20 protein-coding genes are annotated in these 24,169 nt (G+C 72.7%); 15 read left to right on the top strand and 5 right to left on the bottom strand.

Annotation, left to right across the window (positions count from 1 at the left end):
- The first annotated feature begins 256 nt into the window (after positions 1-256).
- Positions 257-1,264, top strand: a complete 1,008-nt coding sequence (locus tag ACFUNE_RS20960; RefSeq protein WP_383569910.1) for a chitinase — start codon at positions 257-259, stop codon at positions 1,262-1,264.
- 19 nt (positions 1,265-1,283) lie between these two features.
- Here ACFUNE_RS20960 and ACFUNE_RS20955 read toward each other — a convergent pair whose 3' ends face one another.
- Positions 1,284-2,177, bottom strand: coding sequence for a LysR family transcriptional regulator (locus tag ACFUNE_RS20955; RefSeq protein ID WP_383569907.1), 894 nt, complete (start codon positions 2,175-2,177; stop codon positions 1,284-1,286).
- A 123-nt stretch (positions 2,178-2,300) separates the two neighbouring features.
- Between ACFUNE_RS20955 and ACFUNE_RS20950 the strand changes: the two genes are divergently transcribed.
- From ACFUNE_RS20950 to rph, 10 genes are all read left to right on the top strand, one after another.
- Complete coding sequence (locus tag ACFUNE_RS20950) at positions 2,301-3,302, top strand: aldo/keto reductase (protein ID WP_383569904.1); 1,002 nt, start codon at positions 2,301-2,303, stop codon at positions 3,300-3,302.
- Between the two features lie 202 nt (positions 3,303-3,504).
- Positions 3,505-4,338 (top strand): M55 family metallopeptidase, encoded by an 834-nt coding sequence (locus tag ACFUNE_RS20945; protein ID WP_383569901.1) that lies wholly within the window; start codon positions 3,505-3,507, stop codon positions 4,336-4,338.
- Positions 4,331-5,674 carry a M20/M25/M40 family metallo-hydrolase gene (locus ACFUNE_RS20940; protein ID WP_383569899.1) on the top strand — a complete coding sequence of 448 codons (1,344 nt, stop codon included), beginning with the start codon at positions 4,331-4,333 and terminating at the stop codon, positions 5,672-5,674. Before ACFUNE_RS20945 ends, ACFUNE_RS20940 begins: the two co-directional genes overlap by 8 nt.
- A 35-nt stretch (positions 5,675-5,709) precedes the next feature.
- Positions 5,710-7,710, top strand: coding sequence for a S9 family peptidase (locus ACFUNE_RS20935; protein WP_383569896.1), 2,001 nt, complete (start codon positions 5,710-5,712; stop codon positions 7,708-7,710).
- Positions 7,707-8,651 carry an LD-carboxypeptidase gene (locus ACFUNE_RS20930; RefSeq protein ID WP_383569893.1) on the top strand — a complete coding sequence of 315 codons (945 nt, stop codon included), beginning with the start codon at positions 7,707-7,709 and terminating at the stop codon, positions 8,649-8,651. The genes ACFUNE_RS20935 and ACFUNE_RS20930 overlap by 4 nt, the downstream gene beginning before the upstream one ends.
- 141 nt (positions 8,652-8,792) lie before the next feature.
- Positions 8,793-10,568, top strand: a complete 1,776-nt coding sequence (locus ACFUNE_RS20925) for a CocE/NonD family hydrolase (RefSeq protein WP_383569890.1) — start codon at positions 8,793-8,795, stop codon at positions 10,566-10,568.
- A 110-nt stretch (positions 10,569-10,678) separates the two neighbouring features.
- On the top strand, positions 10,679-10,912 hold the full coding sequence (locus tag ACFUNE_RS20920; protein WP_383569887.1) for a DUF1049 domain-containing protein: 234 nt from the start codon (positions 10,679-10,681) through the stop codon (positions 10,910-10,912).
- A 149-nt stretch (positions 10,913-11,061) separates the two neighbouring features.
- Positions 11,062-12,150, top strand: a complete 1,089-nt coding sequence (locus tag ACFUNE_RS20915; RefSeq protein WP_383569883.1) for a glutamate--cysteine ligase — start codon at positions 11,062-11,064, stop codon at positions 12,148-12,150.
- Positions 12,151-12,276: 126 nt separating this feature from the next.
- Positions 12,277-13,194, top strand: a complete 918-nt coding sequence (locus tag ACFUNE_RS20910) for an arginase family protein (protein WP_383569880.1) — start codon at positions 12,277-12,279, stop codon at positions 13,192-13,194.
- Positions 13,195-13,550: 356 nt separating this feature from the next.
- Positions 13,551-16,154 carry a rifamycin-inactivating phosphotransferase gene (gene rph, locus ACFUNE_RS20905; RefSeq protein WP_383570311.1) on the top strand — a complete coding sequence of 868 codons (2,604 nt, stop codon included), beginning with the start codon at positions 13,551-13,553 and terminating at the stop codon, positions 16,152-16,154.
- 71 nt (positions 16,155-16,225) lie between these two features.
- Here rph and ACFUNE_RS20900 read toward each other — a convergent pair whose 3' ends face one another.
- A complete protein-coding gene (locus ACFUNE_RS20900) occupies positions 16,226-16,909 on the bottom strand; it encodes a 2-phosphosulfolactate phosphatase (RefSeq protein ID WP_383569877.1) in 684 nt (227 codons plus the stop codon).
- A gap of 127 nt (positions 16,910-17,036) precedes the next feature.
- On the opposite strand from ACFUNE_RS20900, the gene ACFUNE_RS20895 reads away from it, so the two are divergent.
- Positions 17,037-18,095, top strand: a complete 1,059-nt coding sequence (locus tag ACFUNE_RS20895; RefSeq protein ID WP_383569874.1) for an aminoglycoside phosphotransferase family protein — start codon at positions 17,037-17,039, stop codon at positions 18,093-18,095.
- A gap of 42 nt (positions 18,096-18,137) precedes the next feature.
- Here ACFUNE_RS20895 and ACFUNE_RS20890 read toward each other — a convergent pair whose 3' ends face one another.
- The 3 genes from ACFUNE_RS20890 to ACFUNE_RS20880 all read right to left on the bottom strand — a co-directional run bounded on the left by ACFUNE_RS20890 (position 18,138) and on the right by ACFUNE_RS20880 (position 20,957).
- On the bottom strand, positions 18,138-18,491 hold the full coding sequence (locus tag ACFUNE_RS20890) for a VOC family protein (protein ID WP_383569871.1): 354 nt from the start codon (positions 18,489-18,491) through the stop codon (positions 18,138-18,140).
- Positions 18,492-18,551: 60 nt separating this feature from the next.
- Positions 18,552-19,361, bottom strand: a complete 810-nt coding sequence (locus ACFUNE_RS20885) for a methyltransferase domain-containing protein (protein ID WP_383569868.1) — start codon at positions 19,359-19,361, stop codon at positions 18,552-18,554.
- A gap of 99 nt (positions 19,362-19,460) precedes the next feature.
- On the bottom strand, positions 19,461-20,957 hold the full coding sequence (locus ACFUNE_RS20880) for a bifunctional phosphatase PAP2/diacylglycerol kinase family protein (protein ID WP_383569866.1): 1,497 nt from the start codon (positions 20,955-20,957) through the stop codon (positions 19,461-19,463).
- A 237-nt stretch (positions 20,958-21,194) separates the two neighbouring features.
- Here ACFUNE_RS20880 and ACFUNE_RS20875 point away from each other — a divergent pair, with 237 nt between their 5' ends.
- The 3 genes from ACFUNE_RS20875 to ACFUNE_RS20865 all read left to right on the top strand — a co-directional run bounded on the left by ACFUNE_RS20875 (position 21,195) and on the right by ACFUNE_RS20865 (position 24,166).
- Complete coding sequence (locus ACFUNE_RS20875; protein WP_383569863.1) at positions 21,195-21,968, top strand: IclR family transcriptional regulator; 774 nt, start codon at positions 21,195-21,197, stop codon at positions 21,966-21,968.
- Entirely contained in the window at positions 21,965-22,810 is an 846-nt protein-coding gene (locus ACFUNE_RS20870; protein ID WP_383569860.1) for an SMP-30/gluconolactonase/LRE family protein, read from the top strand. The genes ACFUNE_RS20875 and ACFUNE_RS20870 overlap by 4 nt, the downstream gene beginning before the upstream one ends.
- 117 nt (positions 22,811-22,927) lie before the next feature.
- Positions 22,928-24,166, top strand: coding sequence for an aminotransferase class I/II-fold pyridoxal phosphate-dependent enzyme (locus ACFUNE_RS20865; RefSeq protein ID WP_383569856.1), 1,239 nt, complete (start codon positions 22,928-22,930; stop codon positions 24,164-24,166).
- The last annotated feature ends 3 nt before the right edge of the window (positions 24,167-24,169 follow it).

Here is a 24,169-nt window from a genome sequence, read left to right as displayed (position 1 = left end):
AGCCTTCCTGGCCGCGCGCTGTGAAACGGGCTCCAACCTGTCGGAGTGCTGAGAGGGCGACGGGTGCCTGGTTCCTGCTCCAGCCCCCTCGAACCCATGTCCACAAAGGAGTTGGCCGCCGGTACGGGGTAGCGGCGGGCCCTTCCGATGAGTTGGCTGTGTCTTCGGCCGGCCCCGTGGTGTGAGAGGTTCATGGTGTCCCGGCAGCACCGGCTGCCGTTCCGGGCGACCTTCCGAGAGCAGGTGCACATTCGTCATGCAAAGGCGCACACGGGTTTCCTCAGCCGTCGCCGGGCTGATCGCGCTCGGCCTTGCGTGCTCGGCCTGCGCGACGGGTGGCGTCGCCGACCAGGCGAAGGGGTCCGCACCGCCCCGCCCGGCGGTCGCGGAGACCGCGTACGCCCCGTACGTGAGCGCCACGACCGCCGCCGGCACGGACGCCGCGGGCTCTCCCGACACGTACAACCTGGCGTTCGTCACCTCCGCCGCATCGGACTGCACCCCGCTCTGGGGCGGCACCGCGGCGGCCAACAGTGACGCGGTCGTGTCCCGGGCGGCGGCACTCACGGGGACCGGGGCGGACCTCCGGGTCTCCTTCGGCGGAGCGGCGGGAACCGAGGCCGCACTGGCCTGCGACAGCGCGGAGGAGTTGGCCGGCGCCTACGCCGAGGCCCTGGACGCGGTCGGGGCCACGAAGGCCGACTTCGACATCGAGGGCGACGCGCTCACCGACACCGTCTCCGTCACCCGCCGCAACGAGGCCCTGGCTCTGCTCCAGGAGAAGCGCGACCTCGACGTCACCTACACGCTGCCCGTCATGCCCGACGGACTCGAGGAGACGGGGCTCGCGGTCCTGGAGGACGCGGTGGACCGGGGCGTCGACCTCTCGGCGGTCAACATCATGGCGATGAACTACAGCACGTCACACGGCGGCGACATGGGGGAGTACGCGGAGCAGGCGGCCGCCGCTGTCCACGACCAGCTCGTGGACGTGCTCGGGCTGTCGCGGGACGCGGCGTGGAAGGCGCTGCACATCACCGTGATGATCGGTGTCAACGACGTCGCGCGGGAGACGTTCACCCTCGCCGACGCCGCGTCCCTGCGTTCGTTCGCCACGCGCCGGGGGGTCGGCGCGCTCTCCCTGTGGGCGTCGTTCCGCGACCAGGAGTGCGGCGCCGGCGAGGACACCGCGACGGCCTCCGACAGCTGCAGCGGGGTCGACCAGGACGCGGGCGCGTTCGGGGAGGCGCTGAGCGGGGGATGACGCCGTCCCTGGGTCCCGTTCAGCGCAGCGGGGCCTCCCGGACCAACGTCATGAGCGCCCTCGCCCCCGGGCTCATGGCCCGGGCGGGAGGGAGCACGACGACGCTCTCGTAGACCGGCCGGTCCGCTCCGTCGAGATCCACGGCGACCAGGTCGCGTGCCTCCGGTTTACGGGAGAAGTGATGCGGCACCACCGCGATGCCGAGGCCCTCGTGCACCAGCTCCAGCAGGCTGTGCACGTCGTTGACCTCCAGCGCGACCGTGCGGCGGGCCCCCGCCGCGGCGAACGCCTCGTCCGCCGCACGCCTGGGACCCCAGTCCGGATGGAAGTCGATGAACGACTCGCCCTGCAGCCCGCTCCACGCCACCGGTGTGCCCTCCCGGGCGAGCCGGTGACCGGGGGCGCACAGGACGACCATGGGCTCCCGCGCCAGCGGCACGAGCTCGCCCCGCCACTCCGGTGGGCTGACGGTCGCGGCGAAGGCGAGGTCGAGCCGGCCGCCCGCCACCCCTTCCAGCAGGCTGGACGTGCCCTCCTGCCGGAGCCTGATCTCCATGTGCGGATGCTCCCGGTGGAATGCCGCGAGCAGCCGCGCCGTGCTGACCCCGGCCACGCACTGCTCCACCCCCAGCGTCAGCCTGCCGCGCAGCAGCCCCCGTACGGCGTCCACGGCGTCCCGCGCCGCCCTGGCCCCCGCGAGGGTGCGTTCCGCCTCCACCAGCAGGGCCGCGCCCGCCTCGGTGAGCCGGACCGTGCGCGTCGTACGGCTGAACAGCGGCGTCTTCAGCTCGTGCTCCAGCGCTCGGACGGACGCGGACAGTCCGGACTGGGAGACGGCCAGACGTTCGGCCGCCCGGGTGAAGTGCTGCTCCTCGGCGACGGCGACGAAGTGCTCCAGCTGACGCAATTCCATGATTGAGCAATCTAGACGATGAATCCAAGCGGAATCTCCTGTTGGACCGCTGGATCCATCTCCGCCAGTCTTGAGTACGCGCACCAGACCTGGCGCGCTACGCCGTGCCCCTGGAGTACCCGCATGTACCTTCCGTCCGCCGACCGCTACACCGCCATGCCCTACCGGCGCACCGGGCGCAGCGGTCTGCTGCTCCCCGCGCTGTCGCTCGGGCTCTGGCACAACTTCGGAGGCGACCGGACCCCCGAGAGCCAGGGCGAGATCCTGCGCAGGGCCTTCGACCTCGGCATCACCCACTTCGACCTCGCCAACAACTACGGGCCGCCGCCCGGCTCCGCCGAGATCGCCATGGGCCGCGCGCTGAAGACCGACTTCGCCGGGCTCCGGGACGAGATGGTCATCTCCACCAAGGCGGGCTACCACATGTGGGAGGGCCCGTACGGGGAGTGGGGGTCCAGGAAGAACCTGCGCTCCTCCCTCGACCAGAGTCTGACCCGGCTCGGGCTCGACTACGTCGACATCTTCTACTCGCACCGCTTCGACCCCGACACCCCGCTCGAGGAGACGATGGGCGCCCTCGACACGGCGGTGCGCTCGGGCAAGGCGCTCTACGCGGGTGTCTCCAACTACTCCGCCGAGCAGACCCGCGAGGCCGCCCGCATCCTGAACGAGCTGGGCACCCCCCTCCTCATCCACCAGCCGCGCTACTCGATGCTGGACCGCTGGGTCGAGGACGGGCTGCTGGACGCCCTGGACGAGCTCGGCACCGGCTCCATCGCGTACTCCCCGCTGGAACAGGGCATCCTCTCGGACCGCTACCTGCACGGCATCCCGGAGGGATCGCGCGCCGCGGGGGCCAGCCCGTTCCTGTCGGCCGAGGCCGTGACCCCGGACCTGGTGAGCCGGCTGGGCGCGCTGAACGACCTGGCGCGGGAGCGCGGACAGTCCCTCGCCCAGATGGCACTCGCCTGGGTGCTGCGCGGCGGCCGGGTCACCTCCGCCGTCGTCGGCGCCAGCAGCGTCGCGCAGCTGGAGAACAGCGTCGAGGCGGTCCGTGGTCTGGAGTTCGGCGACGACGAGCTCGCCCGGATCGGCGAGCTCGTCAAGGGCACCGGCCGCGTCTGACCCCGGGGCGTCCGCCGTCCGCCCCCCCCGAGCCGTCCGCCGTCCGCCACCCGGGCGGCGGACGTCTTCACCGGACTGGACCAGTGACAGATCACCAGGGCTCTGGCCCGGTGCTGTCCCGGCGCGTACCGTGATCCGGCACGAAGATCCTCTTCCCGGAGGCGGGCGGGGGAACGACCGACCAGTGACAGGACCGCGCACCGTGAAGATCCTCGTCAGCGCCGACATGGAGGGCGCCACCGGAGTGACCTGGCCGGCCGATGTGCTGCCGGGCACCCCCCAGTGGGAGCGGTGCCGCCCCCTCTTCACCTCCGACGTGAACGCCGCGGCCCTCGGGTTCTACGACGGCGGGGCGGACGAGGTACTCGTCAACGAGGCCCACTGGAGCATGCGCAATCTGCTCCTTGAGCAGCTCGACGAGCGCGTCCAGATGCTCACGGGCAGACACAAGTCCCTCTCCATGGTCGAGGGCATCCAGCACGGCGACGTCGACGCCGTGGCGTTCGTCGGCTACCACACGGGCGCGGGCACGAAGGGCGTGCTCGCCCACACCTACCTCGCCAACTCCATCACCGGGGTCTGGCTGAACGGGGTCCGTGCCAGCGAGGGCCTGCTCAACGCGCATGTCGCGGCGGAGTACGGGGTACCCGTCATCCTGGTCACCGGCGACGACCTGACCTGCGTGGACGCCGCCGGCTACGCCCCCGGGGCGCACATGGTGGCGGTCAAGGACCACGTCTCGCGGTACGCCGCGGTGTGCCGCACCCCGGCCCGTACGGCAGCCGACATCAGGGCCGCCGCCGCCGAGGCGACCGCGCTCGCCGTACGCCACACACCCGTGACGAGCGGCACGTACGAGGTGGAGCTGGAGTTCGACGCCGAGCACCTGGCGGCGGCCGCGACCGTGGTTCCCGGCGTGGCGCCGAGCGGCGAGCGGCGCGTCGCCTATACCAGCGGGACGATGTACGAAGGTATCCGCACGTTCAAGGCGGTGACGACGATCGTGTCGGCCGCCGTGGAGGAGCAGTATGGCTGAGCCGGAAAACCCCACCGGACCGGTCGACGAGCGGGCGCTCGACGAGTCGGTGACGTTCACCTCCGAGCTGATCCGGATCGACACGACCAACCGGGGCGACGGCAGCTGCCGGGAACGCCCGGCCGCCGAGTACGTCGCCGAGCGCCTGGCCGGTGCCGGTCTGGAGCCCGCCCTGCTGGAACGCACGCCGGGCCGGACGAACGTCGTCGCCCGGATCGCGGGCACCGACCCGACCGCTGACGCGCTCCTCGTCCACGGTCACCTCGACGTGGTGCCCGCCATGGCGGCCGACTGGACCGTGCACCCGTTCTCCGGCGAGGTGCGCGACGGCGTCGTGTGGGGACGCGGGGCCATCGACATGAAGAACATGGACGCGATGGTCCTCGCCGTCGTCCGGGCCTGGGCGCGCGCGGGCGTACGGCCGCGCCGCGACATCGTCATCGCCTACACGGCCGACGAGGAGGCCAGCGCGAACGACGGCGCAGGCTTCCTCGCCGACCGGCACCCCGAGCTCTTCGAGGGCTGCACGGAGGGCATCAGCGAGTCGGGGGCCTTCACCTTCCACGCGGGGCCCGGCATGTCGCTCTACCCCGTCGCGGCGGGGGAGCGCGGGACGGGCTGGCTGAAGCTCACCGCGGAGGGCAAGGCCGGACACGGGTCCAAGGTCAACCGCGCCAACGCCGTGAGCCGGCTCGCCGCCGCGGTCGCCCGGATCGGCGAGTACGAGTGGCCGGTGCGGCTCACCCCGACGGTACGGGCCGCGCTCTCCGAGATCGCGGCGCTCCACCACATCCGTGTCGACCCCGACGCGCCGGGATTCGACGTCGACGAGCTCCTCGGCAAGCTCGGCCCCGCCGCCGCGCTGATCGAGCCGACCGTGCGCAACAGCACCAACCCGACGATGCTGGACGCCGGTTACAAGGTCAACGTGATTCCGGGCCATGCCACCGCCCACATCGACGGACGCATGGTGCCCGGCGGCGAGGAGGAGTTCCGCGAGACGATGGACCGGCTGACCGGCCCCGGCGTCCACTGGGAGTTCGACCACCGCGAGGTCGCCCTGGAGGCCCCGGTCGACTCTCCGACGTATCTGAAGATGCGCACGGCCGTCGAGTTGTTCGACCCCGGCGCGCACGTCGTCCCCTACTGCATGTCGGGTGGCACGGACGCCAAGCAGTTCTCCCGCCTCGGCATCACCGGTTACGGCTTCTCCCCGCTCAAGCTGCCCGTCGGCTTCGACTACCAGGCGCTGTTCCACGGCGTCGACGAGCGGGTCCCCGTCGACGCCCTGCACTTCGGCGTCCGGGTCCTGGACCACTTCCTGCGCACCGCCTGACGAACCGAACAGCCCAGAAGAGGGGGGAACCGACCATGGTGTCCACAGCGGCGTACGGCACGTGGCCGTCACCGATCGACGCGGCGCTCGCCGCCTCGCACGACGGCAGGCCCGAGTTCGTCGGCACCGTCGGCGACGAGGTGTGGTGGACGGAGCCGCGCCCCGCCGAGGGGGGCAGGCGCGCTCTCGTACGCCGCAGGGCGGACGGCAGCACCCTGTCGGTGCTCCCCGAACCCTGGAACCCGCGCAGCCGCGTCATAGAGTACGGCGGTGTGCCCTGGGCCGGCGGGGTGCGCGAGGAGGGCGGTCCGCTGGTCGTCTTCGTCCACTTCCCCGACCAGCGGCTGTACGCCTACGCGCCGGACGGCCCCGACGAGCCGTGGCCGCTCACCCCTGTGTCGGACACCGGCGGCGGACTGCGCTGGGTGGATCCGCAGTTGCATCTCGGGCGGGGTGAGGTGTGGTGCGTGCTCGAGGAGTTCACCGGGGAGGCCCCCACCGACGTGCGACGGGTGATCGCCGCCGTGCCTCTGGACGGTTCGGCCGCCGATGACCGTGGTGCCGTACGTGAGCTCAGCGACGACGGGCACCGGTTCGTCACCGGCCCCAAGCTGTCGCACGACGGCCGACGGGCCGCCTGGATCGCGTGGGACCATCCGCGGATGCCGTGGGACGGCACCGTCGCGATGATGGCGGAGGTCTCCGACGAAGGCGCCTTCAGCGCTGCCAGGCCGCTGGTCGGTGCCGTCGACGAGTCGGTCGTCCAGGTGGAGTGGGACCGGGACGGCTCGCTCCTCTTCGTGTCGGACGCCGGGGGCTGGTGGGAGCTCCAGCGGCTCGCGCCCGACGCGGTCGCCGGTGCGGCCGTACCCGCCCGCCGGCTCTGCACCGGCCGGAGCGAGGAGTTCGGCGGCCCCCTGTGGAAGATCGGCCTGCGCTGGTTCCAGCTCCTGGACAACGGGCTGATCGCCGTCATCCACGGCCGGGGCACCACCAAGCTCGGTGTGCTCGACCCGGAGACCGACGAGCTCGTCGACGCCGTGGGCCCCTGGACCGCGTGGGCGGAGACGCTCGCCGTGCAGGACACCAGGGTCTTCGGGATCGCCGCGAGCCCCCACACGTCGTACGAGGTGGTGGAGCTGGACACCGCCACCGGCCACACCCGGACCATCGGCGTGCCCCACCAGGACGCGGTCGACCCCGCCTACTGCCCCGAGCCGCAGATCCGCACCTTCACCGGACCCTCCGGCCGTGAGATCCACGCCCATGTGTACCCGCCGCGCCACCCCGGGCGCACCGGGCCCGAAGGTGAGCTGCCGCCCTACGCCATCTGGGCGCACGGCGGCCCCACCGGCCGCGACCCCCTCGTGCTCGACCTGGAGATCGCCTACTTCACCTCCCGGGGCATCGGGGTCGCCGAGGTCGACTACGGCGGCTCGACCGGCTACGGCCGTGCCTACCGCGAACGGCTCCGCGGGCAGTGGGGCGTCGTCGATGTGGAGGACTGCGCGGCCGTCGCCCTGGGGCTGGCCGAGGAGGGCTCGGCCGACCGGGACCGACTGGCGATCCGGGGCGGCAGCGCCGGCGGATGGACCGCCGCCGCCTCCCTCACACAGACCGACGTGTACGCCTGTGGTGCGATCAGCTACCCGATCCTCGACCTGGAGGGCTGGGCGACCGGTGAGACGCACGACTTCGAGTCGCAGTACCTGGAGTCGCTCGTGGGCCCGTACGCCGAGGTGCCCGAGCGCTACCGGGAGCGCTCGCCCATCAACCATACGGACACGCTCACGGCGCCGTTCGTGCTGCTCCAGGGGCTCGACGACCCGATCTGTCCGCCCGTGCAGTGCGAGCGCTTCCTCGCGGCGATCGAGGGGCGCGGGATCCCGCACGCCTACCTCGCCTTCGAGGGGGAGAGCCACGGCTTCCGCCGCGCCGACACCGTCAGGCGCGCACTGGAGGCGGAACTCTCCCTCTACTCACAGGCGTTCGCGCTCGACCGCTCCGACGTACCCCGGCTGGAGCTGAGGAAGTGACCCTGGAGCCCCTCGCACGCCCGGGCCGGCTGCGGCCCGGGGCCAGGGTCGCGGTCGTCTCCCCCAGCGGCCCCGTGCCCGCCGATCGGATGGAGCGCGGCCTCGACCTGCTGCGCGGCTGGGACCTCGACCCCGTCGTCGCCCCTCACGCCCTGGACACGCATCCGGAGCTCGGCCACCTCGCCGGCACGGACGAGCACCGCGCCCAGGACCTCCAGGAGGCCTGGTGCGACCCGTCCGTGGACGCCGTGCTGTGCGCCCGCGGAGGATACGGCGCCCACCGCATGGTCGACCTCCTGGACTGGTCCGCGATGCGCGCGGCCGGACCCAAGGTGTTCGTGGGGTACAGCGACATCACCGTGCTGCACGAGGCGTTCGCCCTGCGGGCAGGGTTCTCGACCCTGCACGGCCCGATGATCGGGACCGAGGTCTTCCTCAAGGACGCGGCCACCCAGCAGGCCCTGCGCTCCACCCTGTTCGAGCCCGAGTCCGTGCAGACCCTGGGCCTGGACGCGTCGGCCGCGCTGGTCCCCGGCACCGCCCGGGGGATCACCTACGGCGGATGCGTGAGCCTGCTCGCGGCCGACGCCGGAACCCCGCAGGCCCGGACCTCCGCCCGGGGCGGGCTGCTGGTGATCGAGGACACCGGGGAGGAACCGTACCGGCTGGACGGAATCCTCACCCGGCTGCTGCGCATGGGAGCCCTCGACGGGATATCCGGGGTGGTGTGCGGCTCGTGGGAGGCCTGCGGGCCCTACGAGGGTGTGCGGGCCGTGCTCGCCGACCGGCTCGGCGGTCTCGGGATCCCGGTCGTCGAGGAGCTCGGCTTCGGCCACGGCCCCACGGCGCTGACCGTCCCGCTCGGCGTGCCGGCGGTGCTGGACGCGCCGGCCGGCGGCGGCCGGTGCACGCTCACCGTCCAAGTGCCCGCGCTGGTCTGAGGGCCGGGCCGGCGGGCGCGGGCGGCGGATCAACTCGGAAAACTCGGCACCCGTGCGTTGACAGCGGTATGAGCTGTGTCACAGCATGGGCCTGGCCCAGTACTTACCGGTCGGTAAGGTGTCCTCGGTGTGGAGGTCCATGTGTCGCGTGCTGTGCCCAGATTCCGCCGTCCACTCACCTTGCTCGCCGGGGCGGCGCTGCTCGCCCCGCTCGCCCTGACGGCCACCGGGCCGGCGTCGGCGGCGGACCGGTACACCGTCACCCCGCTGGAGTTCACCGTGCGCGCCGGTGACCGGTCCTGCACCGTCGACGCCGACCTCTACCGCCCTGCCGGGGTCGACGCGCTGCACCCGGCCCCGGCCGTCCTCGCCACCAACGGTTTCGGCGGCAGCAAGGACGACGGCTCCACCGACGTCATCGGCAGCGCCTTCGCCGAACGCGGCTACGTCTCCCTCGTCTACTCCGGCCTGGGCTTCGGCAGATCCGGCTGCCTCATCACGCTGGACGACCCGGCGATCGACGGCAGGGCGGCCTCCGGGCTCGTCGACTTCCTCGCCGGCACACGCGCCGCCGACGACGGCACCAAGGCCGACTACGTCGCCTCGGACGCGCCGGGCGACCCGGTGGTCGGCATGCTCGGAGGCTCGTACGGCGGGGCCATCCAGCTGGCGACCGCCTCCGCCGACCGCCGCGTGGACGCTCTCGTCCCGCTGATCACCTGGAACGACCTGGCGTACTCACTCGCCCCCAACAGCACCGGAGCGGCCCGGGGCGTCTCCTCCGACACGCCCGGCGTCTTCAAGTGGCAGTGGACCAACGGCTTCTACCTGATGGGGGAGGGCCAGCCCCTGCTGGTCCCGGGCCTCGACCCCTCACGCTTCGGCAGCCTGACCTGTCTGCACTTCTCCGCGCGGGCCTGCGACACCATCCGCCTGCTGAACTCCGGGCGCTACCCGGCCGACAGGACCCGGGAGATGCTGACGTACGCCCGGAGCGTCTCGCCGGCCTCCTACCTGTCCGGCGTCACCGCGCCCACGCTGCTCGTCCAGGGGCAGGCCGACAGTCTGTTCAACCTCAACGAGGCCACCGCCACCTACCGGGCGCTCGAGGCCCAGGGCACCACGACGAAGATGATCTGGCAGGCCTGGGGCCACAGCGGCGGGCAGGTACCCGGCGAACTCGATCTCTCCACGGGCAATCTGGAGACCAGTTACGTCGGGCAGCGCATCCTCGCGTGGTTCGACCGCTACCTCCACCACGACGAGAGCACCGCCACGGGACCCGAGTTCGCCTACTACCGTGACTGGGAGAGCGGCTACGGCACGGCGGCGGCCGTCCCCGCCCCGTCCCGCACGATGTACCTGTCCGGCGACGGCGCCCTGGTGGACAGCCGTTCGAAGGTCGCCCGCGGCAGCCGCCAGTACAGCAACTGGCTGCTGCCGACCAGCCACTCCGAGAGCTCCCTCGCCGGAATCATCGGGCTCCCCGACCCCGCGCCCTACGACACCAAGGGCACGTACCTCGGCTGGACCAGCGCGCCGCTGACCACGCCGGTCGATGTCGTCGGAGCGCCGAAGGCGACCCTGAAGGTCGTCTCACCGAAGACGGAGCGGGTCCAGAACAGCGGCGACGCCGCGGACAAGCTCGTCCTGTTCGCCAAGGTGTACGACGTGGCACCCGACGGCACCCAGAAGCTGGTGAACCGCCTGGTCGCCCCGGTGCGCGTCCCCGACGTCACCCGCCCCTTCACCGTGGAGCTGCCCGGCATCGTGCACCGGTACGAGACCGGACACCGGCTGCGGTTCGTGATCGCCGGGAGCGACACGGCGTACTTCGGCAACCGGGGGCTCAAGCCGGTCACCGTGGTCAGCGCCCCGCAGGACACCGGCGTCCTGGAACTCCCCGTGGTCGGCTGAGTCACCCGTACGGCCCTGCTCCACAGCTCCCCGGACCCGGGACGGAGTCATCCTGGGGTCCGGGGACCGCTTGTTCCCGGACCCGGCACCAGGACTCAGGGAGGGCGGCCATGAGCCCCAAGGACGTATCCAGCGACACCGCGAGCGCCTTCACCCCCGCCCGGATCGCCGTCACCGTGCTGGCCGTACTGACGATCGTCTTCATCTGCGTGAACACCGCCGACGTCACCATCCGGGTCATCATCCCGAAGGTCACGATGCCGCTCTGGGCCGCGCTGCTGGGGGTCTTCGTGGCGGGCGGGCTCTGCGGGGCCTATCTGTTCCGCAGGCGCGCCGCCCGGTAGCGCCCCGCAGTCCTCGTCCCCCGGACGCCGCGTCGCGGAAGCTGATCCGCACCCGGCCCCCGGCACCGGCCTGAACGGTCGAGCCGGGGGTACGCGCAGGTCATCACCCGCCACGGGGCGTACCGGGCGGCGGCGGAGAGGACACGGACGTGCGGACTGTCGGAGTCGAGGAAGAGCTCCTGCTCGTCGACGCGGAGAGCGGTGACCCCCGGACGCTGTCGACGGCGGTGCTGGCCCTGGCGGAACGCCGCGCCGAGGGCGACTCGGTCTTCGAGGCCGAACTGCACCACCAGCAACTTGAGTTCGGAACCGAGCCGCGCGAGAAGATGGCGGACCTGGCGGAGGAGATACGTCGCTGGCGAGCCGAGGCGGCCCGCAGCGCGTCGGAGATGGGCGCCACCGTGGCCGCACTCGCCACCTCCCCGATGCCGGCCAGTCCCTCCATCGGGGAGGACGAGCGGTACCGATGGCTGGCGGAACGGTTCGGCCTGACCGCGCAGGAGCAGCTGACCTGCGGCTGCCATGTGCACGTGTCGGTGAACTCGGACGAGGAGGGCGTCGCCGTACTGGACCGGGTGCGGCCCTGGTTGCCGGTCCTGCTGGCCCTGAGCGCGAACTCGCCCTTCTGGCAGGGGCAGGACACGGCCTACGACGGCTACCGCAGCAGGGTCTGGGGCCGGTGGCCCTCGGCAGGCCCGGTGGAGGTGTTCGGCTCCGCGGACCGCTACCACGAGCAGGTCCGGACGATGGTCGACACGGGAGTCCTGCGCGACAAGGGGATGATCTACTTCGACGCGCGCCTCTCGCACCGCTACCCCACCGTGGAGGTCAGGGTGGCGGACGTGTGCCTGGACCCGGCCGACACCGTGCTGCTCGCCACGCTCGTACGGGGTCTCGTCGAGACGGCGGCACGCGCCTGGCGGGCCGGCGACCCGCCGCACCCCGCGTCGGTGAGCGTCCTGCGCATGGCTTCCTGGCAGGCCGCGCGCTCGGGTCTGGAGGGGCGGCTGATCCACCCGCTCACCACGCGGCCCGAGCCCGCGGCGGACGTCGCGCACGCGCTGCTCACGCACGTGGGTGACGCCCTGGAGGACAGCGGCGACCTCGTGGAGGCCGAGAAGGCGCTGCGGACGGTGCTCGAGCGGGGGACGGGTGCTCGGGCACAGCGTGAGGTGCTCGCGGGCTCGGACAGTCTCCGGTCCGTCGTGACCGAGTGTGCCGCGAGGACGCTCGGCTGACCCGCGCCCCGGGGCGGGCGCGGCGACCCGTGCAGCCGCAAGGACGCACGGGGCGCAGGGGCCCGGACCGGGAACTCCTCGGGAAAAGGGGAGACATCCTCCGGCGGGCGTGGTGAGGATGGCCGCATGCGTACACGTGTCGTCCTCGACGCCCCCTCGAACCTCGGGCTGCGGCCCCCCGCCCCCGGCACCGTGCCCGGCTGCTACAAACTCGCCGGCGCGCTCCGAGAGCAGCGCATCGTGCAGCGGCTCCGGGCGCTGGAGGGCGGTGTCGTCGTACCGCCGCGCTACGACCGCGGTGACTGGCAGGAGGGCGACGGCGTCTTCAACGCCGAGGCCATCGCCCGCTACACGCGCACACTCGCCGACCGCATCGAAGGACATGTCAGGGCGGGCGAGTTCCCGGTCGTCCTCGGGGGCGACTGTTCCATCCAGCTCGGCGCCACCCTCGCGCTGCGCCGCATCGGCCGGTACGGGCTGGCCGCGATCGACGGTTCCGCCGACTTCAGGCACCCGGGCAACAGCGACCGCATCGGCGCGGCGGGCGGCGAGGAGCTGGCGCTCTCCACCGGGCGCGGACAGACGGACCTCACCGACATCGAAGGGCTGGGGCCCTATCTCAAGGACGAGGACATCCGCCTCTTCGGCATGCGGGACGACGACGAGGACCGTGCCGAGATGACCGCGCTGAAGATCTCCAACGCCACGGTGGGGGAGATCAGGGAATGGGGGCCCGCCGACATCGCCCGTGCCGTGGTGCAGACCCTGGAGGTCCCCGTCCTCGACGGCTTCTGGGTCCACCTCGACGCCGATGTCCTCGACCCCGGCGTCATGCCCGCCGTGGACAGTCCGGACGACGGCGGCCTGTTCCCCGGTGAACTCGCCACGCTGCTCCGCATCCTCGTACGGTCACCTCGCTGCGTGGGGCTCAACGTCACGATCTACGACCCCGATCTCGACCCTGACGGCACGGCCGGCGCGCTGCTCGCGGATCTGGTGGTCGACGCCTTCGCGGAGACGGGACCGGAGACGTCGGACCGCTGACCGCCACGATGGGGCCGGCTGTGTGATCCGGGCGGACCGTCGGTGCGGTGGGCGGGGCGGCCGTCGCACAGAACAGTGGCAAGGAGAGCCCTCTCCTTGCCACTTCCAACGTATAGCGCGTCGGGGGGCTTGCCGCAAGGCCCGGGGCACGGCGCAGAATCGTCTGCCGACGGGGCGCGGACGCCCGGCGCGGAGGCGCGGGCCGGCTCCGCCCGGCCGTACGGAGCGGGCGACCGGCAGGCAAGGCAAGCAGGGGTGAGGACGTGCTCGGCATGAGGTTCGAAGGTTCGGCAGGCGCAGGCGATCCGACCGGCCACCGCGGTACGACGGAGCACGGAAGCACCGGAGGCGGCGCGATGCCCGGGCAGTACGTGGTGGATCTTCAGGAGGCCGACGGGACGCGGACCGCGCTCGTCGGCGGCAAGGGCGCGCACCTCGGCGAGCTCTCGCGGATCGACGGCATCCGTGTGCCGGGTGGCTTCTGCGTGACGACGGAGGCCTTCCGGCGGATCGTGGCGGAGGCACCGTCGGTCGACGACCTGCTCGATCAGCTCTCGCGCGTGAACCCGGAGGACCAGGAGACGATCCGCTCGCTCAGCGCGCGGATCCGCCGGACCATCGAGGGGACCGCCGTTCCGGGCGATCTCGCGACGGCGATCACCGGCGCGCTCGCCCCGCCCGGCGAGCGGGCCGCCTACGCCGTCCGGTCCAGTGCGACGGCGGAGGACCTGCCGACGGCCTCCTTCGCAGGCCAGCAGGACACCTACCTGAACGTCATGGGACCCGAGGTCCTCCGGCACGTCAGCCGCTGCTGGGCCTCGCTGTTCACCGAGCGGGCCGTGACCTACCGGCGGCAGAACGGGATCGACCACCGCACGGTCCGCATGGCCGTGGTCGTGCAGCGGATGGTCTTCCCCGACGCGGCCGGCGTGCTGTTCACGGCCGACCCCGTCACGGGCAACCGGAAGGTCTCCACCGTGGACGCCGGCTTCGGTCTCGGGGAGGTGCTGGTCTCCGGGCTGGTGAACCCGGACGTCTTCAAGGTGCGCGACGGCGAGGTCGTCGCCAGGGCGATCGCCGCCAAGCAGCGTGCGGTTCACGCCCTGCCGGCCGGCGGTACGCAGGAGGTGGTGGTCGACGCGCGGCGACAGGAGCAGCCGGCGCTGACGGACGCGCAGGCCGTGGGGCTCGTGCGGCTCGGGAGGCGGATCGAAGCGCACTTCGGCCGGCCGCAGGACATCGAATGGTGCCTGGCCGACGACGGCTTCCAGATCGTCCAGAGCCGCCCGATCACGACGCTGTTCCCCGTGCCCGAGGCCGACGACCGGGAGAACCACGTCTACCTCTCGGTGGGTCACCAGCAGATGATGACCGACCCCATGAAGCCCCTGGGGATCTCCGTGTGGCAGCTGACGGCCATGGCGCCGATGCACGAGGCCGGCGGGCGGCTGTTCGTCGACGCCACCCGGCGGCTGGCCTCGCCCGCCGGCCGCGCCGCCCTCCTGGAGGTCGTCGGGAGGGGCGATCCGCTGATCAGGGATGCTCTGGAGACCGTCCTCGACCGCGACGACTTCGTCCCGTCGCTCCCGGACGCGGCCCCCGGCGGGACGCGGACCGGGAGCGCTTCCGCCCCGGTCGAGACCGATCCGGCCGTCGTCGCAGGGCTGATCGAGCGCAGCCGGATCTCCGTCGCAGCCCTGGAGCGCGACATCCGGACGAAGACCGGACCGGCGCTGTTCGACTTCCTGTCGGAAGCCTTCGTGGAGCACAGACGGGTCCTCGGTGACCGGCTGAGCATGCAGGCGGTCATGGCGGGGATGGAGGCCACGTGGTGGCTCAACGACAAGCTGGGGGAGTGGCTGGGCGAGAAGAACGCGGCCGACACACTCACGCTGTCCGCCCCCGGCAACGTCACGTCGGAGATGGGACTGGCGCTGCTCGACGTCGCGGACGTGATCCGCCCGCTGCCGGAGGTGGTGGCGTTCCTGCAGAACGTCGGGTGTGCCGAGGACACGGCCTTCCTTGACGAGTTGGCGAAGCTCGCCGGAGGCGCCGCGGCGCGCGACGCCGTGGAGGCCTACCTCGACCGGTACGGCATGCGCTGCGCGGGCGAGATCGACATCACGAGGCCACGCTGGCGGGAGCGTCCCACCACACTCGTGCCCGCGATCCTCGACAACGTCAGGAACTTCGGGCCCGGCGCCGCCGGGCGGCGCTTCGAGCAGGGGCTGAAGAAGGCGGGCGAGAAGGAACAGGACGTGCTGTCACGCTTGCGGGCCCTGCCGGACGGCGGCAGGAAGGCCGACGAGGCCGAGCGGATGATCGACCGGGTCAGAACCTTCATCGGGTACCGGGAGTACCCGAAGTACGACGTCGTCAGCCGCTACCTCGTCTACAGGCGGGCCCTGCTGGAGGAGGCCGAGCGCCTCGTACGGGACGGCGTGCTCCCCGAGAGGGAGGACATCTTCTACCTCACCTTCCAGGAACTCCACGACGTCGTGCGCTCGAGCCAGGTGGACGGCGGACTCGTCCAGCGGCGCAAGGACGCGTTCCGGTCGTACCGCGCGCTCACACCGCCCCGGGTGCTCACCTCGGACGGTGAGGGCGTCAACGGGGCGTACCGGCGCGACGGCGTGCCGGCCGGCGCCCTGACCGGCCTGCCGGTCTCCGCCGGGACCGTCGAGGGACGGGCCCGTGTCGTCCTCGACATGGCGGAGGCCGATCTCGAAGCGGGTGACATCCTGGTCACGACCTTCACGGACCCCAGCTGGTCGCCGCTGTTCGTCGGCGTCGCGGGCCTGGTGACGGAGGTGGGCGGCCTGATGACCCATGGCGCGGTGATCGCCAGGGAGTACGGCCTGGCGGCCGTCGTGGGCGTGGAGCAGGCCACCACGCTGATCCGGGACGGACAGCGCGTCCGTGTGCACGGAACCGACGGGTACGTCGAGATCCTGCCCTGACCGGCCCCGCCGGGCGTCGTCACCGCCCGGCCGGACGGCGCCGCTCCGGCATCGGGCGGGGTGACCGTCGGTCAGAGGGGAGGCACGGTGCACGGCCGCAGGACCATGAGGCCGTCCTCCGGCGTCGCCACCATGGCGAAGGGGAACCGGTCGAGCTCGAGGCAGAGGGCGACGTCATCGGGATGGACTCCCTGACGCACACCCTCCCTCAGCTCGGTGGCGGCGCGTGACCCGCCGGCGCGCCGGAGGAACTCGGCGGCATCCGTCCCGGTGCCGGTGGCCCTCCGGGCGATGTACTGAGCGCACGCCAGGTCCTCATCGGCGTGCCCGTCCTCGCCGGTGACCACGAACGTGACACCGGCGCACTCGCGCGTCCGCAGGAGCCGGGCCGTTGCCTCCGCGACCACGAAGCCGGCGCACAACACCAGGGACGCCTCCTTGACCGCGAGCGCGCCGACCGTGCCCGCCGTGGTCTTCTGCACGACGGTCCGCCCGCCGAGGTCGACCGACCGCAGCAGGCCCGGCGAGTTGACGGCGTCGAACCCGGGTGCCGGCGGGCCGTCCTTGAGCGCCACCCAGTGCGGGTGGCGGGCCTTGAGCGCCAGTGCCTCGTCCAGCGACCCGGCAAGGACGATCTTCTCCGCCCCGCGCGCGAAGGCCCAGGCAGCGACCGTGTACGCACGCATGACGTCGACCACGACCGCCACGGACGGGGTATCGACGAGCTCGGCGATGCCGAGAAAACGAGCGTCCATCCGGTCATGATCGCGCCTGTTCCGCCCGAAGCACCCGGACCGTGGCGCACGTCACAGCGACCGACCGGGAACGCACGGGGGCGAGAAATCCGTACACCGTGCCGCGTGACGTCCTACGCTGACCGTCATGCCGACCCGGGTGCCGTTCAGCGACGAGCTGCGTTCCGCGCTGGGCTCCCCGGAGGAGGCCACACTCCTGGACAGCAGTCCGCGCTCCCGGGTGTGGCGGGTCCAACTGCGCGGTGGTGGCCGGGTGATCGTCAAACAGATCGCCGGCGGAGGCGGAACCGGGGCCGACGGGGACAGGCGCTATGCGCGGGAGGTCGCCGCGTTGCGGCTGGCAGGGAGGGCTGCCCGTCCGGGCGTCGCGCCCTCCCTGCTCGGGACGGACCCGGAGTCCCGCGTGATGGTCCTGGAACACCTCGACGATCTCGGCGCGGCCGACGACTGGATGCCGGGCTACGCCGAGGCCCTCGCCCGGCTGCACGCGCTCACCGGGCCGGCCGATGCGGGCACGCTCCCCGGCTGGTCCGGTCCGACGGCCGCCGACGCCGAGTCCTTCCTCGCCCTCGCCCGGGCGCTCGACGTCCCCGTCCCGCCCGGGGTGCCGAACGAGCTGGCCGGCCTGATCGACCGGCTCGATCCCACGCCCCACCACTCCCTGCTGCACGGCGACCCCTGCCCCGGCAACGACCTGCGCACCGCCACCGGCGTCCGCTTCGTCGACTTCGAGCAGGCCTCGCTGGGCAACGGACTGGTCGAACTCGCCTACCTCCGCATCGGGTTCCCGACGTGCTGGTGTGCGATGTCGGTCACGGGCGCTCCCCTCGCCGAAGCCGAGGACGTCTACCGCAGCACCTGGCGGAGTCTCACCGGCACCGACGTCCCCGGCGACCTCGCCGACGCCTGCGCCGGCTGGCTGATCCGTGGCGACGCACTCGTCGAGCGTGCCCACCGCGAGTCGGCCGACCACCTCGCACGGGTGCCTGCGGAGGACTTCGAGTGGGGCTATGTCTCCGCTCGGGAGCGGCTCCTCCACCGGCTCGGCGTGGTTGCCGACCTGACCCGCGGCCACGACCGCCTGCACGCGCTCGGCGATCTCGGCGCGGCCCTGGCCGCACGCCTGCTGGAGCGCTGGACCGCGCTGCGCCCGCTGCCCGCGCACGACACCCGGCCCCGGTTCTGACGGCCCGCGGATCAGGTCATGGTGTGCATCGGCCGAGCGCCGTCAGGCGGACACCTTGCGGTCGACGTACTCGAAGACCGAGCCGTCCGGGTGCAGAGCGATCAGATTGCGGCCCGCCGGGGTGGGCACGGGGCCCGCGATGACCTTCGCGCCCACCCTGGTCAGTGCCGCGTTCGCCTCGTCGACGTCCTTGACCGCGATCGTCGCCGACACCTTGCGCAGCACCTCCAGCTCCGACTCGGGTCCGCTCATCAGCAGGAAGCAGCCGATCGCGGCCACCGAGACCCCGCCGCGCTCGAAGCGCATCGCCGGAGCGCTGGTCAGGCCCTCGTAGAAGGCCACCGAGGCTTCCAGGTCGTCGACACAGATACGCAGCGTGGTTCCCAGGATCTCCATGCCCACGAGGGTAGTTGCCGACCCGTTGCGATGTGGTCGGTTCCTTCCCGTATCGCGGGGTCAGACCCGGCAGAGCACCTCGCCGTGCGGCACCATGAACCACGCGTCGGGCTCCTGGCCCCAGGCGCGCCAGGCCTCCGCAACCGCCGTCAGCTGTCCGGCGCTCGCATGCCCGCCGTCCACGGCCAGCTTCGCGTACACGGATGCGGTCGTGCGGTCCGCCCACAGCCCGCTCCACCAGGCGCGGTTCTCCGGGGTGGCGAAGCACCAGGCGGCCGCCGTCGGGGTGATGTCGGTGAAGCCGGCCTGCTGCGCCCAGGACAGCAGCCGGCGTCCCGCGTCGGGCTCGCCGCCGTTGGCGCGGGCCACCCGGTCGTACAGCTCCTGCCATTCCCGCATCCCGGGGACCTCCGGGTACCACGTCATCGCCGCGTAATCGCTGTCACGGGCGGCGACGACGCCTCCGGGCCGGCAGACGCGCCGCATCTCGCGCAGCGCCTGTACGGGATCGCCCACGTGCTGGAGCACCTGATGGGCGTGGACGACGTCGAAGGAGTCGTCGGGGAAGTCCAGTGAATGGACGTCCGCGGTGGCGAACTCCACGTTGACCAGGCCCCGTTCGGCGGCTGCCGCCGCCGCACGGTCCAGGATGTCGCGGCTGGTGTCGACCGCCGTCACCCGGCCGGGCGCCACCAGCGCGGCGATGTCCGCGGTGATGGTGCCCGGTCCGCAGCCGACGTCCAGCACCGCCTGGCCCGGGCGGAGTTCACCGATGAGGTACGCCGCCGAGTTGGCGGCGGTCCGCCACTGGTGCGAGCGCAGGACCGACTCGTGGTGGCCGTGTGTGTAGACGGCTGTTTCCTTCGGCATGGCCGTACGTCCTCTCTCGGACCTCAGTCGCAGGCGATGGGGCAAAGGTACGCCGCGATGTCGCATTCTGAGATAGGCGTCTCATGATGTGGTCTGTGGCTACACGGGCATCGGGCAGTACACGGTCAGAGCCTCGGGCAGCTTGTCGATCAGCAATTCCTTTCCGGAGTGGGCCACTTCGCCGTCGAAGGCGTACGGAGTGCCCGGCGTGAGCCCGGCGATCCGCACCTTGCGGCGTCGTACGGCCGCGTGGACGGGGGAGCGGGACAGGGGGCCGGCGATCGCCGCGGCGAGCAGCCGGAGCCCGGGGGTGCGGCCGCCGTGGACCACCCGTACGTCCAGCAGTCCGTCCGCCAGGTTGTGCCGGCGGCCCGGCGCGGGACCCACCCGCCGGAACAGTCCGTTGCCCACGAAGAGCAGCCACAACGGCCTGCGCCTGCCCTGGAGTTCTGCGGTCAGGGGGCGGGATCCGCGCAATGCCTCGAAGGCCGCGAGCACACCGGCGGGCCAGCCGCCGATCCTCGGGGCCCAGTGCTCCCGGGTGCGCACCAGCTCCGGGTAGACGCCCAGGCTGAAGGCGTTGAGGAAGTACCCGTCCGCGCCGCCCGGCCCCTGTGGACCCGGCCGGAAGCGGCCGAGGTCCACCCGGACCGCGTCACCCGAAGTGATCGCCGTCACCGTGTCGTGCACGGTCTCGATGCCGAGGTCGTACGCGAAGTGGTTGAGGGTCCCGCCGGGGAAGACGGCGAGCGGCATGCCATGGGTCGCGGCGACGGCCGCCGCCATGTTGACGGTCCCGTCACCTCCGCACACGCCCAGGGCCTTGCCCTGCCGTGCGGCCTCCTCCAGGCATCCCGGCAGGTCTGCGGGCGCGCACTCCATCGTCTCGGCGAGGGGCAGTGCGTCGCGGATCATGGTCGCGGCCGCGGTCGCGGAGCCGGACTCCCGGTTGACGACCACCACCAGATCCTTGCCCGCGGTCAGCGCCGGGGCCTCGGCCGGCGGCCTGCCCGGGGCGGGCAGCTGTCCACGGGTCGGTACGACGCCCCGCAGTGCGAACGCGGCCCCGACGCCGAGTGCCGCACCGGCCACCACATCGCTCGGATAGTGGACACCGGTGTAGACACGCGACGCGGCGACGGCCACGGCCACCGGGGCCACGACCGCGCCCCAGCCCTTCGACTCCAGGGCGACGCCCGTCGCGAAGGCCGCCGCGGACGCCGCGTGCCCCGAGGGGAACGACGTGGTGAAGGGCTGGCGCTTCAGCTGCCTCATGACCGGAACCAGGTCCACTATCGGGCGGTCTCGGCGTACGGCTCCCTTGCCCACGGTGTTGATCGCGGCCGAGGCCACGGCCAGCGAGGCGATCCCGCGCAGCGCCGCCCTGCGGGACCGCGCACTGGAGCCCAGCGCCGCCATGCCCGCGGCGGCCCCGAACCAGAGCAGGCCGTGATTGGCGCTGCGGCTCAGCCGTGGCAGGACGTGCTCGGCGCCGGGCCAGTGTCTTTCGGCGACGCGCTGGAACACGGCCAGGTCGCGCTGGTGGAACCTGGCCGGCCAGCGGCCGGGGGAGGAGAGAGTGCTCGATGTGGACATGGGACAGCGAATACCCTGCGACCGCGCGGTGAACCAGGAGGCGCGCGCAGGGTCCTCCGTCGAATTCCGGACGGATCCCGGCACGACACCCGACAGTAATGCGGAGAGTGTGGCGAAAAGCACCCTCCGGACTGCTCCGCCGTGCCACGGACATTGCCCGGACAAGTTCCCTGACGTTAGCCTGCGTTCGTGATTCCGGTCATTGGCCGGAGTGTCGAACGAGATTGGCGGTCGATCATGGGGCGACTCGTCCCTGCGGTGACCAGGGCGCTGGATGTTCTCGAACTCTTCCTCCAGGGTGAGGGAACCCTCTCCGCTCCCGAGGTCACGCGCAAGCTCCAACTGCCGCGGACGACCGTCCACGAACTGCTCACCACGCTCGCCGCCAGGTCCTATCTGGTCACGGTCCCGGAACAGCCGGGCCGCTACCGGCTCGGCGTGCGCACCTACCAGCTGGGCAGCCGCTACGCGGAGCAGCTCGACCTCGCGGCCGAGGGCCAGCAGGTCGCCCGTGAGGTCGCCGAGACCTGCGGCGAGACGGTCCACGTGGCGATCCTGGAGGACACCGAGGTCATCTACATCGCCAAGGTGGACTCCACGCACGCCGTCCGCATGGTCTCGGCCGCCGGCCGCAAGCTGCCCGCCCACTGCACCTCCGTGGGCAAGCTGCTGCTCGCCGCGCTTCCGGAGGCGGAGCTCGACGCCCGCCTCGACGGCCGCGAGCTCATCGCCATGACCGACAACAGCCTCACCGACCCCGCGGAGCTGCGGGCCGCTCTCGCGGGCGTCCGCAAGCGGGGCGTAGCGGTCGAGCACCGGGAGTCGAACCCCGACGTGAGCTGTGTGGCCGCACCCGTCCGGGACCGGTCCGGACGCGTCGTCGCCGCGCTCTCCATCTCCGTGCCCATGATCCGCTGGAGCGAGGAGCGCGAGGCGGAACTCGCGCAGCTCGCCGCGGGCGGCGCCGACGCCCTGTCCGGCCGTCTCGGACACCACCGGCCCCAGATATGAGGCCGGCCCCGGAGGTGGCCGTGCGCGCCCGGGCCGAGCTGGGCGAAGGTCCCACCTGGGACCCGGCCACGGGCCGGCTCATCTGGGTCGACATCCTCTCCGCCCGCGTCCACACCTACGACCCGTCGACCGGCCGTCGTACGGTCATGGACACCGGCCAGCACGTCGGGGCGGCGAAGCCGCGGGCCGGCGGCGGCCTCGTGGTCGTCCTGCGGGACGGCACCGGACTGTACGACGCCGACGGCTCCTTCTCCTGGCTGGTCCACGACCCCGTCCCCGGGCGGCGGGGCAACGACGCGGCCGTGGCACCCGACGGCGCGCTCTGGGCGGGCACCATGCGCTACGACGAGGCGGAGGCGGGCGGAACCCTGTCCCGGATCGCCCCGGACGGCACGGTGCGCCCCGCCCTGGACGCGGTGACGGTCAGCAACGGCACCGGATGGAGTCCGGACGGCCGGCTGATGTACTACGTCGACACCCCCACGCGCCGCGTCGACGTCTTCGATGTGGACGGGGAGCGCGTCCTGAACCGGCGTACCTTCGTCGCCGTCGAGCGGCCCGGGTGGCCCGACGGGCTGACGGTGGATGCCGAGGGCTGCGTGTGGGTCGCCTTCTGGGACGGCGCGGCGGTGCGGCGCTACACCCCCGACGGCCGGCTGGACAGGGTCGTGGAACTGCCGGTCCGGCGGCCCACGGCGTGCGCGTTCGGCGGGCCCGGCCTCCGAGACCTGTACGTCTCCACCGCCCGGACGGGTCTGGACACCCCCCACCCGCTGTCCGGCTCCCTGCTCGTCCTGCCGGACGCGGGGGAGGGGCTGCCCGGGACGCCGTTCGCCGGCTGAGCGGGCGGTTGCCGGCGAGCGTATTTCCGCTCACTTCCGGAGCCGGTGCGCGGGCGGACCCCGGGGAACCTCCGTATAAAGGGCCTGAGGGCGACGCAGGCGGAGGGAGGCCCCGGGATGCACGGGAGCGAGCGGGCGCAGCCCCACCTCCTCGGGGAGGGCCACGGCCCGGTCCGCTACGGGCCGCCCGCCCCCGACCCCGGTCTGCCCGTGCTGCCCGAGCTCGCCGGTGTGCTGGCCGCGTCCGCGGCGCGGACCCGTCCCGAGCCACCCGGTGGCGGAACGATCCTGCGGGAGGCGGCCTGTGCCTACTGGGGGCGGCGGGGCCTGCACGGCGGCCCGGAGAGCGTCGCGGCGGCCCCGGGGGCCCAGCCCCTGATCCTGGCGCTGATCGCCGCGCACGGCGGCGATGTGCTCATGCCCCGGCCCTGCCCCGCCACGTGGATGCCGCAGGCACGGCTGCTGGGCCGGCCCGCCTACCACGTGCCGACGCCCGCCGAGTGCGGCGGCATCCCCGACCCGTACGCCCTGCTGGAGACCGTGCGCAGGGTGCGCGCCGAGGGCGGCAGACCACGGCTGCTCCTGATCTCGGTGGCCGACGACCCGACCGCGACGCTCGCCCCGCCGGAGCTGGTGCGTGAGGCGTGCGAGGCCGCGGTCTCCGAGGGGCTGCACATCGTCAGTGACGAGACCTGGCGCGACACCCTGCACCGGCCGCACGACACCGTGATGCTCAGCCCCGCCGAGATGTGCCCCGACGACGTCACCGTCCTGTCCGACCTGGCCGGCGCGCTCACCCCGTCCGCGTGGCCGGTCGCCGTCGCACGCTTCCCGGCCACCGCGCGCGCCGCCGCGCGCCGCGCCCGGGTGCTCGACATCCTCACCGCGCTCGGCGCCCTCGTCGCGGAGCCCGTGGCCAGGGCCGCCGCCCACGCGCTGGGCGAACCCGAGGCCGTCACGGCCCGGATCAGGCAGGCGGCCCGTCTCCAGGCCCACGTGGCGTCGGCCGCCCACCGTGCGGTGCTCACGGTCGGCGCGCTGGCCAGGCCTCCGCAGGCCGGCCGCCATCTCTACGCCGACCTCGGCCCGCTGCGCGCCCGGCTGGCCGCCCGGGGCGTCACGGACTCCATGGAGCTGGAGGAGTACCTGACGGTACGTCTCGGTGCCCCCGCGCCCGGCGGGCACCGCTTCGGCGACGAACTCGGCGCGCTGCGGGTGCGGCTGAGCACCGGACCGCTGCTCGGCTCAACCCCGGAGCAGCAGAGGGAGTCCCTCACTGCGGTGGAGCCCTTGGAATTGCCCCATGTCGCCCGAGCACTGAGCATTTTCGCAGCAGCCCTCGATGAACTCCGATGACAG

Source organism: Streptomyces sp. NPDC057287 (assembly GCF_042667905.1).
Lineage (GTDB): Bacteria > Actinomycetota > Actinomycetes > Streptomycetales > Streptomycetaceae > Streptomyces.
Note: the sequence above shows the minus strand (reverse complement) of the source record. Positions and strands in the feature narration are given on the sequence as shown.

Coding starts and splice junctions, on each gene's coding strand:
- ACFUNE_RS20960 (WP_383569910.1), top strand. CDS start 257: ATGCAAAGGCGCACACGGGTTTCCTCAGCCGTCGCCGGGCTGATCGCG.
- ACFUNE_RS20955 (WP_383569907.1), bottom strand. CDS start 2,177: ATGGAATTGCGTCAGCTGGAGCACTTCGTCGCCGTCGCCGAGGAGCAG.
- ACFUNE_RS20950 (WP_383569904.1), top strand. CDS start 2,301: ATGTACCTTCCGTCCGCCGACCGCTACACCGCCATGCCCTACCGGCGC.
- ACFUNE_RS20940 (WP_383569899.1), top strand. CDS start 4,331: ATGGCTGAGCCGGAAAACCCCACCGGACCGGTCGACGAGCGGGCGCTC.
- ACFUNE_RS20935 (WP_383569896.1), top strand. CDS start 5,710: ATGGTGTCCACAGCGGCGTACGGCACGTGGCCGTCACCGATCGACGCG.
- ACFUNE_RS20920 (WP_383569887.1), top strand. CDS start 10,679: ATGAGCCCCAAGGACGTATCCAGCGACACCGCGAGCGCCTTCACCCCC.
- ACFUNE_RS20910 (WP_383569880.1), top strand. CDS start 12,277: ATGCGTACACGTGTCGTCCTCGACGCCCCCTCGAACCTCGGGCTGCGG.
- rph (WP_383570311.1), top strand. CDS start 13,551: ATGCCCGGGCAGTACGTGGTGGATCTTCAGGAGGCCGACGGGACGCGG.
- ACFUNE_RS20900 (WP_383569877.1), bottom strand. CDS start 16,909: ATGGACGCTCGTTTTCTCGGCATCGCCGAGCTCGTCGATACCCCGTCC.
- ACFUNE_RS20895 (WP_383569874.1), top strand. CDS start 17,037: ATGCCGACCCGGGTGCCGTTCAGCGACGAGCTGCGTTCCGCGCTGGGC.
- ACFUNE_RS20890 (WP_383569871.1), bottom strand. CDS start 18,491: ATGGAGATCCTGGGAACCACGCTGCGTATCTGTGTCGACGACCTGGAA.
- ACFUNE_RS20885 (WP_383569868.1), bottom strand. CDS start 19,361: ATGCCGAAGGAAACAGCCGTCTACACACACGGCCACCACGAGTCGGTC.
- ACFUNE_RS20880 (WP_383569866.1), bottom strand. CDS start 20,957: ATGTCCACATCGAGCACTCTCTCCTCCCCCGGCCGCTGGCCGGCCAGG.
- ACFUNE_RS20875 (WP_383569863.1), top strand. CDS start 21,195: ATGGGGCGACTCGTCCCTGCGGTGACCAGGGCGCTGGATGTTCTCGAA.
- ACFUNE_RS20870 (WP_383569860.1), top strand. CDS start 21,965: ATGAGGCCGGCCCCGGAGGTGGCCGTGCGCGCCCGGGCCGAGCTGGGC.
- ACFUNE_RS20865 (WP_383569856.1), top strand. CDS start 22,928: ATGCACGGGAGCGAGCGGGCGCAGCCCCACCTCCTCGGGGAGGGCCAC.